The 13859-nt window shown below is 69.8% G+C and carries 12 protein-coding genes; 7 read left to right on the forward strand and 5 right to left on the reverse strand.

Going from position 1 to position 13859, the window contains the following annotated elements:
- Nucleotides 1-13 precede the first annotated feature (13 nt).
- Entirely contained in the window at nucleotides 14-1882 is a 1869-nt protein-coding gene (locus tag AC3ANR_RS02280) for a potassium transporter Kup (protein ID WP_488290263.1), read from the forward strand.
- A gap of 83 nt (nucleotides 1883-1965) precedes the next feature.
- On the opposite strand, the gene AC3ANR_RS02285 is transcribed toward AC3ANR_RS02280, so the two are convergent.
- Nucleotides 1966-2847, reverse strand: coding sequence for a transporter substrate-binding domain-containing protein (locus AC3ANR_RS02285; RefSeq protein WP_488290264.1), 882 nt, complete (start codon nucleotides 2845-2847; stop codon nucleotides 1966-1968).
- 145 nt (nucleotides 2848-2992) lie between these two features.
- Here AC3ANR_RS02285 and AC3ANR_RS02290 point away from each other — a divergent pair, with 145 nt between their 5' ends.
- From AC3ANR_RS02290 to ltnD, 3 genes are all read left to right on the forward strand, one after another.
- The gene (locus AC3ANR_RS02290) at nucleotides 2993-3697 is read left to right on the forward strand and encodes a glutathione binding-like protein (protein WP_488290265.1); all 705 of its coding nucleotides are present in this window, start codon (nucleotides 2993-2995) and stop codon (nucleotides 3695-3697) included.
- Between the two features lie 61 nt (nucleotides 3698-3758).
- On the forward strand, nucleotides 3759-4709 hold the full coding sequence (gene gshB, locus AC3ANR_RS02295; RefSeq protein WP_488290266.1) for a glutathione synthase: 951 nt from the start codon (nucleotides 3759-3761) through the stop codon (nucleotides 4707-4709).
- 63 nt (nucleotides 4710-4772) lie between these two features.
- Nucleotides 4773-5663 (forward strand): L-threonate dehydrogenase, encoded by an 891-nt coding sequence (gene ltnD, locus AC3ANR_RS02300; protein ID WP_488290267.1) that lies wholly within the window; start codon nucleotides 4773-4775, stop codon nucleotides 5661-5663.
- 6 nt (nucleotides 5664-5669) lie between these two features.
- On the opposite strand, the gene AC3ANR_RS02305 is transcribed toward ltnD, so the two are convergent.
- The 4 genes from AC3ANR_RS02305 to AC3ANR_RS02320 all read right to left on the reverse strand — a co-directional run bounded on the left by AC3ANR_RS02305 (nucleotide 5670) and on the right by AC3ANR_RS02320 (nucleotide 10432).
- The gene (locus AC3ANR_RS02305) at nucleotides 5670-6446 is read right to left on the reverse strand and encodes a class II glutamine amidotransferase (protein WP_488290268.1); all 777 of its coding nucleotides are present in this window, start codon (nucleotides 6444-6446) and stop codon (nucleotides 5670-5672) included.
- 7 nt (nucleotides 6447-6453) lie between these two features.
- Entirely contained in the window at nucleotides 6454-7926 is a 1473-nt protein-coding gene (locus AC3ANR_RS02310) for an MFS transporter (RefSeq protein WP_488290269.1), read from the reverse strand.
- Nucleotides 7923-8141 (reverse strand): cysteine-rich CWC family protein, encoded by a 219-nt coding sequence (locus AC3ANR_RS02315; RefSeq protein ID WP_488290270.1) that lies wholly within the window; start codon nucleotides 8139-8141, stop codon nucleotides 7923-7925. The genes AC3ANR_RS02310 and AC3ANR_RS02315 overlap by 4 nt, the downstream gene beginning before the upstream one ends.
- 98 nt (nucleotides 8142-8239) lie before the next feature.
- Nucleotides 8240-10432, reverse strand: coding sequence for a malate synthase G (locus AC3ANR_RS02320; RefSeq protein ID WP_488290271.1), 2193 nt, complete (start codon nucleotides 10430-10432; stop codon nucleotides 8240-8242).
- Between the two features lie 287 nt (nucleotides 10433-10719).
- Between AC3ANR_RS02320 and AC3ANR_RS02325 the strand changes: the two genes are divergently transcribed.
- Genes AC3ANR_RS02325 through argS form a run of 3 tightly spaced genes read left to right on the forward strand, consistent with a single transcriptional unit; the run spans nucleotide 10720 to nucleotide 13859 of the window.
- Nucleotides 10720-11685, forward strand: a complete 966-nt coding sequence (locus AC3ANR_RS02325; RefSeq protein WP_488290272.1) for a LysR family transcriptional regulator — start codon at nucleotides 10720-10722, stop codon at nucleotides 11683-11685.
- Nucleotides 11686-11695: 10 nt separating this feature from the next.
- Nucleotides 11696-12148 carry a DUF2214 family protein gene (locus AC3ANR_RS02330; RefSeq protein WP_488290273.1) on the forward strand — a complete coding sequence of 151 codons (453 nt, stop codon included), beginning with the start codon at nucleotides 11696-11698 and terminating at the stop codon, nucleotides 12146-12148.
- A gap of 37 nt (nucleotides 12149-12185) precedes the next feature.
- On the forward strand, nucleotides 12186-13859 hold the full coding sequence (argS, locus tag AC3ANR_RS02335) for an arginine--tRNA ligase (RefSeq protein WP_488290274.1): 1674 nt from the start codon (nucleotides 12186-12188) through the stop codon (nucleotides 13857-13859).

Raw genomic sequence — 13859 nt, forward strand, 5'->3', positions numbered from 1 at the left:
ACGGGGATCCCTTGTGCAAAGCTCGAAATCCTCGCTCGCGGCGCTGACCCTCGGCGCCATCGGTGTCGTCTACGGCGACATCGGAACCAGCGTCCTGTATGCCGTCAAGGCGGTCTTCGAGACCGGCCACGTGCAGTTCACCACTGCCAACGTGTACGGCATCCTGTCCATCTTCTTCTGGACGCTGACGGTCATCGTCTCGATCAAGTACGTGCTGCTCGTGCTGCGGGCGGACAACAACGGCGAGGGCGGGCTGATCGCGATGCTGGCGCTGGCCTCGCAGGCGGTCAAGGACAAGCCGCGGCTGCGCAAGGTGCTGCTGGGCGTGGGCATCTTCGGCAGCTCGCTGTTCTATGGCGACGGCGTGATCACCCCGGCGATCTCGGTGCTGTCGGCGGTGGAGGGCCTGGAAGTCGTCTCGCCCAAGTTCAAGGAAGGCGTGATCCCGCTCACGCTGCTGATCCTGTTCGGCCTGTTCGCCGTGCAAAAGCGCGGCACCGCGGGCATCGGCAAGTTCTTCGGCCCGATCACGCTGACCTGGTTCCTGGTGATCGCGGTGCTGGGCGTGGCCAACATCAGCCGCCATCCGGAGATCCTCACGGCCCTCAGCCCGCACCACGCCCTGCTGTTCATGTGGCACCAGCCGCTCACCAGCTTCATCATCCTGGGCGCCGTGGTGCTGTGCGTGACAGGGGCCGAGGCGCTCTACGCCGACCTCGGCCACTTCAGCAAGAAGCCGATCCGGCTGGCCTGGTATTCGGTCGTGATGCCGGCCCTGACGCTCAACTACTTCGGCCAGGGCGCGCTGCTGCTGCAGGACGCCAGCGCGGTGAAGAATCCGTTCTTCCTGATGGCGCCCGAATGGGCCCAGCTGCCGCTGGTGTTCCTGGCCACCGCCGCCACGGTGGTGGCGTCGCAGGCCCTGATCACCGGCGCCTTCTCGGTCACCAAGCAGGTGATCCAGCTGGGCTACCTGCCCCGCCTGAACGTGCAGCACACCAGCGTGCGCGAGACGGGACAGATCTACATCCCGTTCGTGAACTGGGGCCTGTTCGTGGCCATCGTGATGGCGGTGGTGATGTTCCGCTCCTCCACCAGCCTGGGCGCCGCGTACGGCATCGCCGTGACGCTGGACATGCTGATCACCACCACGCTGACGTTCTTCGTCATCCGCTACGGCTGGAAGTACCCGCTGTGGCTGTGCCTGCTGGCCACCGGCCTGTTCTTCATCGTCGACGTCACCTTCTTCAGCTCCAACCTGCTCAAGCTGGTGGACGGCGGCTGGTTCCCGCTGATGATCGGCGGGGCCATCTTCACGCTGATGATGACCTGGAAGCAGGGGCGCGCGATCCTGAACGAGAAGCTGCGGCACGACGCGATCGACCTGCAGAGCTTCCTCGAGTCCGTGTTCGTCAGCCCGCCCACCCGGGTGGAGGGGACCGCCGTGTTCCTCACGGCCGAGCCCGGCACCGTGCCGAACGCGCTGCTGCACAACCTCAAGCACAACAAGGTGCTGCACGACCACAACCTGTTCGTCACCGTGCGCAGCCACGAGACGCCGTGGATCGGGCTGGGCAAGCGGCTGGAGGTCGAGTCGCTGGGCCACAACTGCTGGCAGGTGGTGGTCCACTACGGCTTCAAGAACGACTTCGACGTGCCGCGCGCGCTGGAGCACATGCGCAACCGCGGCTGCGAGATCCAGCCGATGACGACCAGCTACTTCCTCTCGCGCGACGTGGTGGTGCCCACCATCGGCGGCGGCATGGCCACCTGGCGCGAGAAGCTGTTCGCCCAGATGCACCACAACGCCAGCGCGGCGGCCGACTTCCTCAAGCTGCCGAACAACGCGGTGGTCGAGCTGGGCTCGAAGATCGAGATCTGAAACGAAGAAAGGGCGCCGAGGCGCCCCTTCTTCCTGGGCCCCGGCCTGCGCCGGGGCGGCGACCTTTCGGCGGCGGTGCCGCCTCAGGTCGCCGGCTTGTCGCTCAGGTCTTTCAGGTTCTGCTTGAGCTCGGGGGCCATCGGCAGCTGCAGGTTCATGTTCTTCGGCGGAATCGGCGAGGTGAACCACTTGGTGTAGAGCTTCTCGAACTCGCCGCTCTTCATCATGCCGCCGATCACCTTGTCGACCAGCTGCTTGAACTGCGGGTCGTCCTTGCGCAGCATGCAGGCATAGGGCTCGACCTGCAGCGAGTCGCCCACCACGTCCCAGTCGGCCGGGTTCTTGTCGTTGGCCTTCAGGCCGAACAGCAGGATGTCGTCCATGCCGAACGCCACGGCGCGGCCGCTCTCGACCAGCAGCTTGGAATCGTCGTGGTCCTTGCCGGTCAGGATGTTCATGTCCAGGCCCTTGTCCTGGTTGTACTTGCGCAGCACCTGGAAGTTGGTGGTGCCCGCCGTCGTGGCCACCGTCTTGCCCTTGAGGTCGGCGTAGTTCTTGATGCCCGAGTTCTTCTTCACCAGCAGGCGGGTGCCGGTGTAGAAGTGGTTGATCGCGAACGCCACTTCCTTGCCGCGGGTGGAGTTGTTGGTGGTCGAGCCGCACTCCAGGTCGACCGTGCCGTTGGTCAGCAGCGGGATGCGGTTCTGCGACGTCACGGCCTGCCAGGCGATCTCCAGGTTCGGCTTGTTGGTCGCCTTCTTGACCTCGGCCGCAATGGCCTCGGAGATGTCGACCATGATGCCCACCGGCTTGCCGGGACCGGCCAGGTAGCTGAACGGCACCGACGCTTCGCGGTAGGCCAGCGTGATCTTGTTGCTGTCGGCCACTTTCTTCAGCGTCTCCTGGGCCGACACGCCGACGGCGGCCAGCGCGAGCACCAGGGGAACCAGGGTCTTGATCTTCATCGGGAAACTCCTCAAGGGTGAATGAACGCCGGCAGCACAAGCATGCCGCGTGCCCGGAGTGTGACAGCCGCGCAAGCCCCCCGCCACTGCCGAAAACGCGAACACCGCCGGGCCGCCGCGCGCCGGAGCTGGTACGGTGCCGCCCATGAGCGACCTGTCCGCCTTCACCATCACCCGCCAGTGGCCGCCCCGCCACCCCGACCGCCTCCAGCTGTACTCGCTGCCCACGCCCAACGGTGTGAAGGTCTCGATCCTGCTGGAGGAGACGGGCCTGCCGTACGAGCCGCACCGGGTCGACTTCGAGCTGCACCAGCAGCTGTCCCCGGCGTTCCTGAGCCTCAATCCGAACAACAAGATCCCGGCCATCCTCGATCCGCACGGCCCGGGCGGAAAGCCGCTCGCGCTCTTCGAGTCGGGTGCGATCCTGCTTTACCTGGCCGACAAGACCGGCCAGTTCCTGCCCGCCGATCCGGCGCGGCGCTGGCAGGCGGTGCAGTGGCTGATGTTCCAGATGGGCGGCATCGGGCCCATGTTCGGCCAGGTGGGGTTCTTCCACCGCTTCGCCGGCAAGGACTGGGAGGACAAGCGCCCGCGCGACCGCTATGCGGCCGAGGCGCGGCGCCTGCTGGCCGTGCTGGAGGGACAACTCGCGCGGCAGGCCTGGATCGCGGGGGACGAGTACACCATCGCCGACATCGCCACCTTCCCCTGGGTGCGCAACCTGGTGGGGTTCTACGGCGCCGGTGAACTGGTGGGCTTTGCCGATTTCCCGCATGTGCAGCGCGCGCTCGACGCCTTCCTGGACCGCCCGGCGGTGCAGCGCGGGCTCGCCATTCCCAAGGCCGCCTGAGGCGCGCCGAGCGGCAGCACGCGATTTGTGCAACAGTAACGGCCCCATGCCCGGTCGCCCCATGAACCTGCTTTTCGTCGCCGATCCGCTGGAGGCCTTCCAGGTCTACAAGGACACCACGTTCGCCATGATGCGCGAGGCGCAGCGGCGCGGCCACCGCATCGCCGCCTGCGAGCCGCGGCACCTGGCCTGGCGCTCCGGCGGCCTGGTGCACGCGACGGTGCGCGACATCCGTCTCACCAGCGACGACGAAGCGTGGTTCGAGGAAACCGGGGTGCGGCGGGCCAACCTGATGGCGTTCGACGCCGTGCTGATGCGCAAGGATCCGCCGTTCGATGCCGAGTACTTCTACGCGACGCACCTGCTCGAGCAGGCCGAGCGCGAAGGCGCGCGGGTGGTCAACAGCCCGCGGGCGCTGCGCGACCACCCCGAGAAGCTCGCGATCATGGAGTTCCCGCAGTTCGTCAGCCCCACGCTGGTGACGCGCGATCCCGAGGAGGTGCGCCGCTTCCATGCCGAGCACCAGGAGATCATCCTCAAGCCGCTGGACGGCATGGGCGGCATGGGCATCTTCCGGGTCGGCGCCGACGGGCTGAACCTGGGCTCGATCACCGAGACGCTCAATGGCCACGGCGCCACCACGCTGATGGTGCAGCGCTTCGTGCCCGAGATCGCGCGGGGCGACAAGCGCGTGCTGGTGATCGGCGGCAAGCCGGTTCCCTTCAGCCTGGCCCGCATCCCCCAGGGCAGCGAGATCCGCGGCAACCTGGCCGCCGGCGGCAAGGGCGTGGCGCAGCCGCTCTCGACGCGCGACCGCGAGATCGCCGAGACCCTGGGCCCCGTGCTCGCCGCGCGCGGCCTGCTGCTGGTGGGACTGGACGTGATCGGCGACTACCTCACCGAGATCAACGTCACCAGCCCGACCTGCTTCCAGGAGATCACGCAGCAGGCGGGCTTCGACGTGCCGGCGATGTTCGTCGACGCGCTCGAGGACGTGATCGCGGCCCGCTAGCCCCGCGCGGGGGGGCCTCGCGCCGTGTATAACGGCCGCGATACGAGCCAACGGAGGGCTGCCATGAGACACATCGGACTGATCGGCCTGGGCGCGATGGGCCTGGGCATGGCGCAGTCGCTGCGCCGCGCGGGACACCACGTGCACGTGCACGACATCCGGCCCGAGGCGGCCCGCGCCTTCGCCGCCGACGGCGGCACCGCATGCGCCAGCCCGGCCGACGTGGCGGCGGCGTGCGAGGTGGTGATCAGCGTGGTGGTCAATGCGGCGCAGACCGAGCAGGTGCTGTTCGGCCCGCAGGGCGCGGCCGAGGCGATGCGGCCCGGCAGCCTGTTCGTGATGTGCTCGACGGTCGACCCCAACTGGTCCGCCGCGCTGGAGCAGCGGCTCGCGCAGCGCGGGCTGCTGTACCTCGACGCGCCGATCTCCGGCGGCGCCGCCAAGGCCGCATCGGGGCAGATGACGATGATGACCGCCGGCCGGCCCGAGGCGTATGCCAAGGCGGACGGCGTGCTCGAGGCCATGGCCGCCAACGTCTACCGGTTGGGCGAGCAGGCCGGCAACGGCAGCAAGGTGAAGATCATCAACCAGCTGCTCGCCGGCGTGCACATCGCGGCCGCGGCGGAGGCGATGGCGCTGGGGCTGCGCGAAGGCGTCGATGCGGCCGCGCTGTACGAGGTCATCACGCACAGCGCCGGCAACAGCTGGATGTTCGAGAACCGCATGGCCCACGTGCTGGCGGGCGACTACACGCCGCTGTCGGCGGTCGACATCTTCGTCAAGGACCTGGGGCTGGTGCTGGACACCGCGCGGGCGGCGAAATTCCCGCTGCCGCTGTCGGCCGCGGCGCACCAGATGTTCCTGCAGGCGTCGGCGGCCGGGCATGGCCGCGAGGACGACAGCGCGGTGATCAAGATCTTCCCGGGCATCGAGCTGCCCGGCGCGAAGGGCTGAGCGCCTTCAGGACGCCTGCGCGGCGTCGCTGGTGCCGTCGACGAACACCCGCAGCTCGCCGGGTTGCATCTGTGTCCAGGTCTCGTTGGTGGTCAGCGGCGCGGTGACGATCACCGCCACCTTGTCCTGCGGCGTGGTGACGTGCGCAAAGTCGACCGACAGGTCCTCGTCCGCCAGCTGCGCATGCGCGAACGGGTGCTTGCGCTCGACATAGTAGAGGTTGGTGGCGCAATGCGCCCACAGCGCCTCGCCGTTGGACAGCAGGAAGTTGAACGGCCCGTGGCGCGCGATCTGCGGCGCCAGCTCGCGCAGCGTCAGCGTCAGTTCGTGCACGCTCGGCACGCCGGCGTGGGACTTCCACAGCTCCTGCATGATCCAGCAGAACGCGCGCTCGCTGTCGGTGTTGCCCACCGGCCTGAAGTTGGCGTGCAGGCGCGGATGGAAGTCCTTCAGGTCGCCGTTGTGCGCGAACACCCAGTAGCGCCCCCACAGCTCGCGCACGAAGGGGTGGCAGTTCTCCAGCGTGATCTCGCCCTGCGTGGCCTTGCGGATGTGCGCGATCACGTTGCGGCTGCGGATCGGGTAGCGCCGGATCAGCTCGGCCACCGGCGACTGCGACGCCGGCTGGTGGTCGACGAAGTGGCGCAGGCCGCGGCCCTCGAAGAACGCGATGCCCCAGCCGTCGCCATGGTGGTCGGTGCGCCCGCCCCGCTGCGCGAAACCCGTGAAGCTGAACGTGACGTCCGTGGGCGTGTTGCAGTTCATCCCCAGCAGCTGGCACATGCGGCCATTATTCGCCAGGGCTGCGCGCTTGGGGGGACTCGCGCAGCTGCCATGCGGCGATCACCGCCAGCGCGCACAGCGCGGCCAGCAGGAAGAAGGCCTCGTTGAAGGCGGCCAGGCGCGCGGGGCTGGTCTGCGGGTTGGCGAGCGAGTCGCCGTGCGCGGCGATGCGCCACTCCAGCACGATGGCGCACAGGCTCACGCCGGCCGCGCCGCCCAGCATGCGCAGGAAGTTGATCGCGCTGGCGCCTTGCGGGATCAGGCCCTTGTGCAGCGGCCGCATCGCGCCCAGGTTGAGCGACGGCAAGATGAAGCCCAGCCCGATGCGCCCCAGGATGGCCCAGGTCACCAGCAGCGCGAGCGGCGCCTCCAGTCCGACGGTGGGCATCAGCGCGAACGACAGCGCCAGCAGCGTGAGGCCGGCGCTGACCAGCACGAAGGTGGGGATGCGATGGGCCAGGCGCCCGACGCCGCCGATGGTGAAGGCCAGCACGATGCCTGCGGGCAGCAGGATGGTGCCCACGTGCGCCGCCGGCAGCTTCAGGCACAGCTGCATGTAGACCGGCAGCAGGTAGGTCGATCCGAACAGCGCCGTGCCGTAGATGAAGGCGACGATGCTGCCCATGGCGTAGGTCCGGTAGCCGAACAGCGCCAGGTTCATCAGCGGCTCGCGCCCGGTGGCGCCGGCGCGCCGCTGCCAGGCGATGAAGCCCACCAGCGCGGCCAGCGCCGCGGCCAGCAGCAGGATCGCGCGCACGTGGTGGCTGCCGTGCAGTTCCACCAGCCCGTTCAGCAGGCACAGGGTGCCGGTGGTGGCCAGCAGCAGGCCGCGCCAGTCGAGCCAGGCGCCGCCGCGCCGGGCCGCATCGCCGCCCGGCGCGCTGTCCGGCACGAACCGGTAGGCCAGCACGATGGAGGCGATGCAGAACGGCACCACCATGAAGAAGATCGAGCGCCAGCCGAACAGGTCGACCAGCACGCCGCCGATGCTGGGGCCCAGGGCGGGGGCCAGCACCACGCCCATGCCGAACAGGCCCGAGGCGCGGCCCTGCTCGTGCGGCTCGAAGGCGCGCAGCATGATGATGGCGGGAATGGGCTGCACGACGCCGGCGGCCAGGCCCTCGGCCACGCGCGCGGCCAGCACGACCGGAAAGTGCGCCGCGAATCCGCCGGCCACGCCGCCGGCGAGCAGCAGCACCATGGTCCCCACGTAGGTCGCCCGGTACCCGTAGCGGCCCAGCAGCCACGGCGTGGTCAGCATCGACACCGTCATGGCGACCATGAAGCCGGAGCTGACCCACTGCGCGCGCTCCTGGCCGAGCAGGAAGTGGTGGCTCATGTCGGGGATGGCGACGTTGACGATGGTCGACGACATCACCGACGCCATGGTCCCGACCATCACCGACATCAGCAGCAGCCAGCGGTAGCGCGGGCCGTAGCGCCGGCTCAGCGCCTGCGCGTCGGAGCCGGAGGCGCTCACCGGGCGGCCGTCGCGGCGCAGCCCGCGCAGAGACAGGCGCGGCCCCGCGCCTGGGCGGGCACGCGCGCGAGCAGCTCGGGCGGAAAGCTCGCCTGCGTGCACCAGCAGGGCGGCTGCGGCTGGCCGGTGCGGCGCTCCTCTTCCATCGCGCAGCGGTTGGATGCCCCGCAGAGGGGGCAGTGCGCCGTGTCGGGGATGGGCGGTTCGGCGGCCATGCGGCAGTCTACCCGCGGGGGCGCGGCGACCGCCGCCGGGTGGGGCGGATTCCTTGGCCGGCGCCGCGCGTGGCCTGCCGCGGCGCCGGACAGGCGCCTCAGCCGCGCGCCTTGACCTTCAGCCGCCAGGCGTGCAGCAGCGGCTCGGTGTAGCCGGAAGGCTGCTCCTTGCCCTTGAACACCAGGTCCTGCGCGGCGCGGAAGGCGTAGGAGGTGTCCCAGTGGCCGGCCATCGGCTGGTAGGCCGGGTCGCCGGCGTTCTGCTGGTCCACGACGGCGGCCATGCGGCGGAACGTCTCGCGCACCTGTTCCTCGGTGACCACGCCGTGCTGCAGCCAGTTGGCGATGTGCTGGCTGGAGATGCGCAGCGTCGCGCGGTCCTCCATCAGGCCCACGTCGTGGATGTCGGGCACCTTGGAGCAGCCCACGCCCTGGTCGATCCAGCGCACCACGTAGCCCAGGATGCCCTGGACGTTGTTGTCCAGCTCCTGCTGGCGCTCCTGCGCCGACCAGGTCGCCTGCTCGGCGACCGGGACCGTCAGCAGGCCGGTCAGCAGCTTCTCGCGTTCGGCGTCGGCGTCGATCTTCTCCAGCTCGCGCTGCACGCCATCGACGTCCACCTGGTGGTAGTGCAACGCGTGCAGGGTCGCGGCGGTGGGCGAGGGCACCCAGGCCGTGTTGGCGCCGGCCTTCGGGTGCGCGATCTTCTGCTCCAGCATCGCGGCCATCAGGTCGGGCATGGCCCACATGCCCTTGCCGATCTGGGCGCGACCGCGCAGGCCGCAGGCCAGGCCCACCAGCACGTTGTTCTTCTCGTAGGCCTGGATCCAGGCGCTGGACTTCATGTCGCCCTTGCGGATCATCGGGCCGGCCAGCATCGCGGTGTGCATCTCGTCGCCGGTGCGATCGAGGAAGCCGGTGTTGATGAAGGCCACCCGCGCCGGCGCGGCGGCGATGCACGCCTGCAGGTTCACGCTGGTGCGGCGCTCCTCGTCCATGATGCCCAGCTTGACCGTGTTGGCCGCCAGGCCGAGGACCTGCTCCACGCGCGTGAACAGTTCGTCGGCGAACGCGACTTCGGCCGGGCCGTGCATCTTCGGCTTGACGATGTAGACCGAGCCGGTGCGCGAGTTGCGGATGCCGTTGGCGCCGTGGCCCTTCAGGTCGTGGATCGCGATGGCGGAGGTGACCACCGCGTCCAGGATCCCCTCGGGGATCTCCTTGCCGCCGTCCCACAGGATCGCCGGGTTGGTCATCAGGTGGCCGACGTTGCGCACGAACAGCAGCGAGCGGCCGTGCAGCACCACCTTGGCGCCATCCGGCCCGGTGTACTCGCGGTCCTTGTTCAGGCCGCGGGTGAAGGTCTTGCCGCCCTTGGCCACCTGCTCGGTGAGCGTGCCCTTGAGGATGCCGAGCCAGTTGCCGTACGCAAGCACCTTGTCCTGCGCATCGACCACCGCGACCGAGTCCTCCAGGTCCATGATGGTCGACAGCGCCGCCTCCAGGATCACGTCGCTCACGCCCGCCGGGTCGGTGCGGCCGATCGGCGAGGCGCGGTCGATCAGGATGTCCAGGTGGATGCCGTGGTTGCGCAGCAGCACCGAGCTGGGCGCGGCGGCGTCGCCGCGGTAGCCGGCGAACTTGGCCGGGTCCTTCAGGCCGGTGGAGGCGCCGTCCTTGAGCGCGACGGCGAGCCGGCCGCCCTCGACCCGGTAGCCGGTGGCGTCGCGGTGCGAGCCGGTGGCCAGCGGCGCCGCCTGGTCGAGCACGTTGCGGGCATAGGCGATCACCTTGGCGCCGCGCACTTCGTTGTAGCCGGGGCCCTTGTCGGCACCGCCGGTCTCGGGAATCGCGTCGGTGCCGTACAGCGCGTCGTACAGCGAGCCCCAGCGAGCGTTCGCCGCGTTCAGCGCATAGCGGGCGTTGAGGATCGGCACCACCAGCTGGGGGCCGGCCTGCAGCGCCAGTTCGGCGTCCACGTTGGCGGTGGTGGCCTTGGCGCCCTTGGGATGCGGCACGAGGTAGCCGATGTCCTCGAGGAACTTGCGGTACGCGCCCATGTCGCGGATCGGGCCGGGGTGGGCCTGGTGCCAGCGATCGATCTCGGCCTGCAGGCGGTCGCGCTCGGCCAGCAACGCCGCGTTCTTCGGCGCCAGGTCGTGGACGATCGCATCGAAGCCGGTCCAGAAAGCGGCGCTGTCGACGCCGGTGCCGGGCAGCACCTGGTCTTCGATGAAGCGATACAGCTCCGTGGCCACTTCGAGGCGGTGGACGGTCGTGCGGGCGGACATGGGGACTCCTTGGCGGGATGACGTGAAAAGCGGTGGCGGGCGTCGCGCGCCGCGCCAGGCCGAGACTGTATTCGCACCTTGGCTCATGGTTTAGAGGCTTGGCGGTGATTTGATTCTCAACCTGTGTGCGTGGAATCGATGGGTTCGAGTCGTTGTCGGCGGTTGCACGCGGGCCAGCCCGGCGATCAGCGGACGGCGCCTCCAACCGCGTCGGCATCGGAAGCTCAACCGTAAAGCGGCCGGGAACGCCCCCGATTCTTGACCTGCATGCGCATAATCTGCTCTGCATGGACAAGCTCAAGCAACTCGAGTCGTTCGTGTCGGTGGCGACGCGGGGCAGCCTGACGGCGGCGGCCAAGGCCGAGGGCGTCGCCCCGGCCATCATGGGCCGGCGCCTGGACGCGCTCGAGGAACGGCTGGGCGTGAAGCTGCTGGTGCGCACCACCCGGCGCCTGACGCTGACCCACGAGGGCAGCGCGTTCCTGGAGGACTGCCAGCGCCTGCTGGCCGACCTGGCCAATGCCGAGGCGAGCGTCAGCGCCGGTGGCGTCAAGGCCAGCGGCCACCTGCGCATCACGGCGCCCGCGGGGTTCGGCCGGCGCCATGTCGCCCCGCTGGTGCCGCGCTTTCGCGCCCAGCACAAGGACGTGACGATTTCGCTCAACCTCAGCGATCGCGTGGTCGACCTGGCCGGGGAAGGCTACGACTGCGCGGTGCGCGTGGGCGACCTGCCGGACTCCTCGCTGGTGAGCGTGCGCATGGCCGACAACCGCCGCCTGTGCGTGGCCACGCCCGACTACCTGCAGCGCCACGGCACGCCCGAGCACCCCAACGACCTGGCCCGCTTCGACTGCCTCACGCTGTCGAGCGACGCTTCGCAGGTGCGCGGCTGGGCGTTTCGGGTGCCGCGAACCGCCCATGGGCGGCAACAGGAAGGCGTCCTGGCGGACCCCGGGCGCCCCGAAAGCTACGAGGTGGTCCACCTGCGCCCGGGCGGGCCGCTGGACTGCTCGGACGGCCAGGTGCTGCACGACTGGTGCCTGCAGGGCTACGGCATCGCCTGGCGCAGCACCTGGGAGGTCGAGACCGAGATCGCCTCGGGCCGCCTGGTCGAGGTGCTGGCCGAGTTCGCCGCGCCGCCCAACGGCATCTACGCCGTGTTCCCGCAGCGCAAGCACCTGCCGGTGCGGGTGCGGCTGTGGATCGATTTCCTCAAGCAGCATTTCGGCCGCCCCGAGTTCTGGCGCGCCTGAGGCCCACCGCATGACCGCCGACGCCCTGCTCCAGTACGCGCACCTCCTGGCCATCCTGACGGTGGTCGTGTTCCTCACCAGCGAGGCGGCGCTGTGCCGCGCCGAGTGGCTCAACGCCAAGGTGGTCGAGCGGCTGGGCACGGTCGACCGCATCTACTGGATCGCGATGGCCGCCGTGCTGGTCACGGGCGTCATCCGCCTCGTGGCCGGCAGCAAGCCGGCCGCCTGGTACGCCGGCAACTGGCTGCTGCACGCGAAGGTGGCGCTGTTCCTGCTGATGGCCGTGCTGTCGGTCGGCGCCAGCCGCCGCTTCGCCGCCTGGCACCGCCGCCTCGCGGCCGACGGCACGTTGCCCGACGAGGCGGAGATCCGGCGCGCGCGCCGGCTGGTGATGCGCGCGGGGCACATCCTGCCGCTGATTCCGCTGCCGGCGGCCTTCCTGGCGCGCGGCTTCGGCGCCTGAACCGGGCCCGCGGGGGCCGGGTCCGTAAAATCCCGCGATGCTCCTCGTGAAAGACGAACTGCTCGGCGCCCTGGCGGCCGGGCTCGACAAGCTGTCGCCCGGCGCCGGCGCCAAGGCGGCCTTCGAGTCGCCCAAGGCGGCCGCGCACGGCGACTGGGCCTGCACGGCCGCCATGCAGCTCGCCAAGCCGCTCAAGCTCAATCCGCGCCAGCTGGCCGAGACGCTCAAGGCCGACCTGCTGCAGTCGCCCGCCTTCCAGCGCTGGGTCGACGCCCTGGAGATCGCCGCGCCGGGCTTCATCAACATCCGCCTCAAGCCCGCCGCCAGGCAGCAGGTCGTGCGCGAGGTGCTGCAGGGCGGCCAGCAGTACGGCCGCCGCGCGTCCAACGGCCGCCGGATGATGGTGGAGTTCGTCTCGGCCAATCCGACCGGCCCGCTCCACGTGGGCCACGGCCGCCAGGCCGCCCTGGGCGACGCCATCTGCAACCTGTACGCCTCGCAGGGCTGGGACGTCACCCGCGAGTTCTATTACAACGACGCCGGCGTCCAGATCGCCACCCTGGCCACCAGCGTGCAGCTGCGCGCCCGCGGCCTGAAGCCGGGCGACCCGCAGTGGCCCGAGGCGGCCTACAACGGCGACTACATCCAGGACATCGCCGACGACTTCCTGGCCAGGAAGACGGTGCACGCGGACGACCGCGAGTTCACCGCCAGCGGCGACGTCGACGACCTCGACGGCATGCGACTGTTCGCGGTGGCCTACCTGCGCCACGAGCAGGACCTGGACCTGCAGGCGTTCGCCGTGCGCTTCGACAACTACTACCTCGAGTCGAGCCTGTACACCAGCGGCAAGGTCGACGCCGTGGTGCAGCGCCTGCGCGATGCCGGCAAGACCTACGAGCACGACGGCGCCCTGTGGCTCAAGTCCACCGAGTACGGGGACGACAAGGACCGCGTGATGCGCAAGGGCGACGGCAGCTACACCTACTTCGTGCCGGACGTCGCGTACCACATCACCAAGTGGGAGCGCGGCTTCGCCAAGGCGGTGAACATCCAGGGCACCGACCACCACGGCACGATCGCGCGCGTGCGCGCCGGCCTGCAGGCCGCCGGCGTCGGCATCCCCGAGGGCTATCCCGACTACGTGCTGCACACCATGGTGCGCGTGATGCGCGGCGGCCAGGAGGTCAAGATCTCCAAGCGCGCCGGCAGCTACGTCACGCTGCGCGACCTGGTCGAGTGGACCAGCAAGGACGCGGTGCGCTTCTTCCTGCTCTCGCGCAAGCCCGACACCGAGTACGTGTTCGACGTCGACCTGGCGCTGGCGCAGAACAACGACAACCCGGTCTACTACGTGCAGTACGCGCATGCGCGCATCCGCTCGGTGCTGGCGGCCTGGGGCGGCGACGCCGACTCGCTGCTGGACGCGGACCTGTCGGCGCTGGACAGCGCGCCGGCGCAGGCGCTGATGCTGCAGCTGGCCAAGTACCCCGACATGCTCACGGCGGCGGCGGACGACTTCGCGCCGCACGACGTGACCTTCTACCTGCGCGACCTCGCGAGCGCTTACCACTCCTACTATGATGCCGAGCGCATCCTGGTGGACGACGAGGCGGTCCGGCGCGCCCGCCTCGCGCTGGTCGCGGCGACGGCCCAGGTCTTGCGCAACGGCCTCGCCATGCTGGGCGTGGGCGCACCGGAAAAGATGTGA

This window comes from Ramlibacter sp. JJN2-2R, assembly GCF_057747835.1.

What these genes read in the sequence shown, in the direction of transcription:
- AC3ANR_RS02285 (WP_488290264.1), bottom strand. Translation starts at nt 2,847, where the DNA reads ATGAAGATCAAGACCCTGGTTCCCCTGGTGCTCGCGCTGGCCGCCGTC.
- AC3ANR_RS02290 (WP_488290265.1), top strand. Translation starts at nt 2,993, where the DNA reads ATGAGCGACCTGTCCGCCTTCACCATCACCCGCCAGTGGCCGCCCCGC.
- gshB (WP_488290266.1), top strand. Translation starts at nt 3,759, where the DNA reads ATGAACCTGCTTTTCGTCGCCGATCCGCTGGAGGCCTTCCAGGTCTAC.
- ltnD (WP_488290267.1), top strand. Translation starts at nt 4,773, where the DNA reads ATGAGACACATCGGACTGATCGGCCTGGGCGCGATGGGCCTGGGCATG.
- AC3ANR_RS02305 (WP_488290268.1), bottom strand. Translation starts at nt 6,446, where the DNA reads ATGTGCCAGCTGCTGGGGATGAACTGCAACACGCCCACGGACGTCACG.
- AC3ANR_RS02315 (WP_488290270.1), bottom strand. Translation starts at nt 8,141, where the DNA reads ATGGCCGCCGAACCGCCCATCCCCGACACGGCGCACTGCCCCCTCTGC.
- AC3ANR_RS02320 (WP_488290271.1), bottom strand. Translation starts at nt 10,432, where the DNA reads ATGTCCGCCCGCACGACCGTCCACCGCCTCGAAGTGGCCACGGAGCTG.
- AC3ANR_RS02325 (WP_488290272.1), top strand. Translation starts at nt 10,720, where the DNA reads ATGGACAAGCTCAAGCAACTCGAGTCGTTCGTGTCGGTGGCGACGCGG.
- AC3ANR_RS02330 (WP_488290273.1), top strand. Translation starts at nt 11,696, where the DNA reads ATGACCGCCGACGCCCTGCTCCAGTACGCGCACCTCCTGGCCATCCTG.
- argS (WP_488290274.1), top strand. Translation starts at nt 12,186, where the DNA reads ATGCTCCTCGTGAAAGACGAACTGCTCGGCGCCCTGGCGGCCGGGCTC.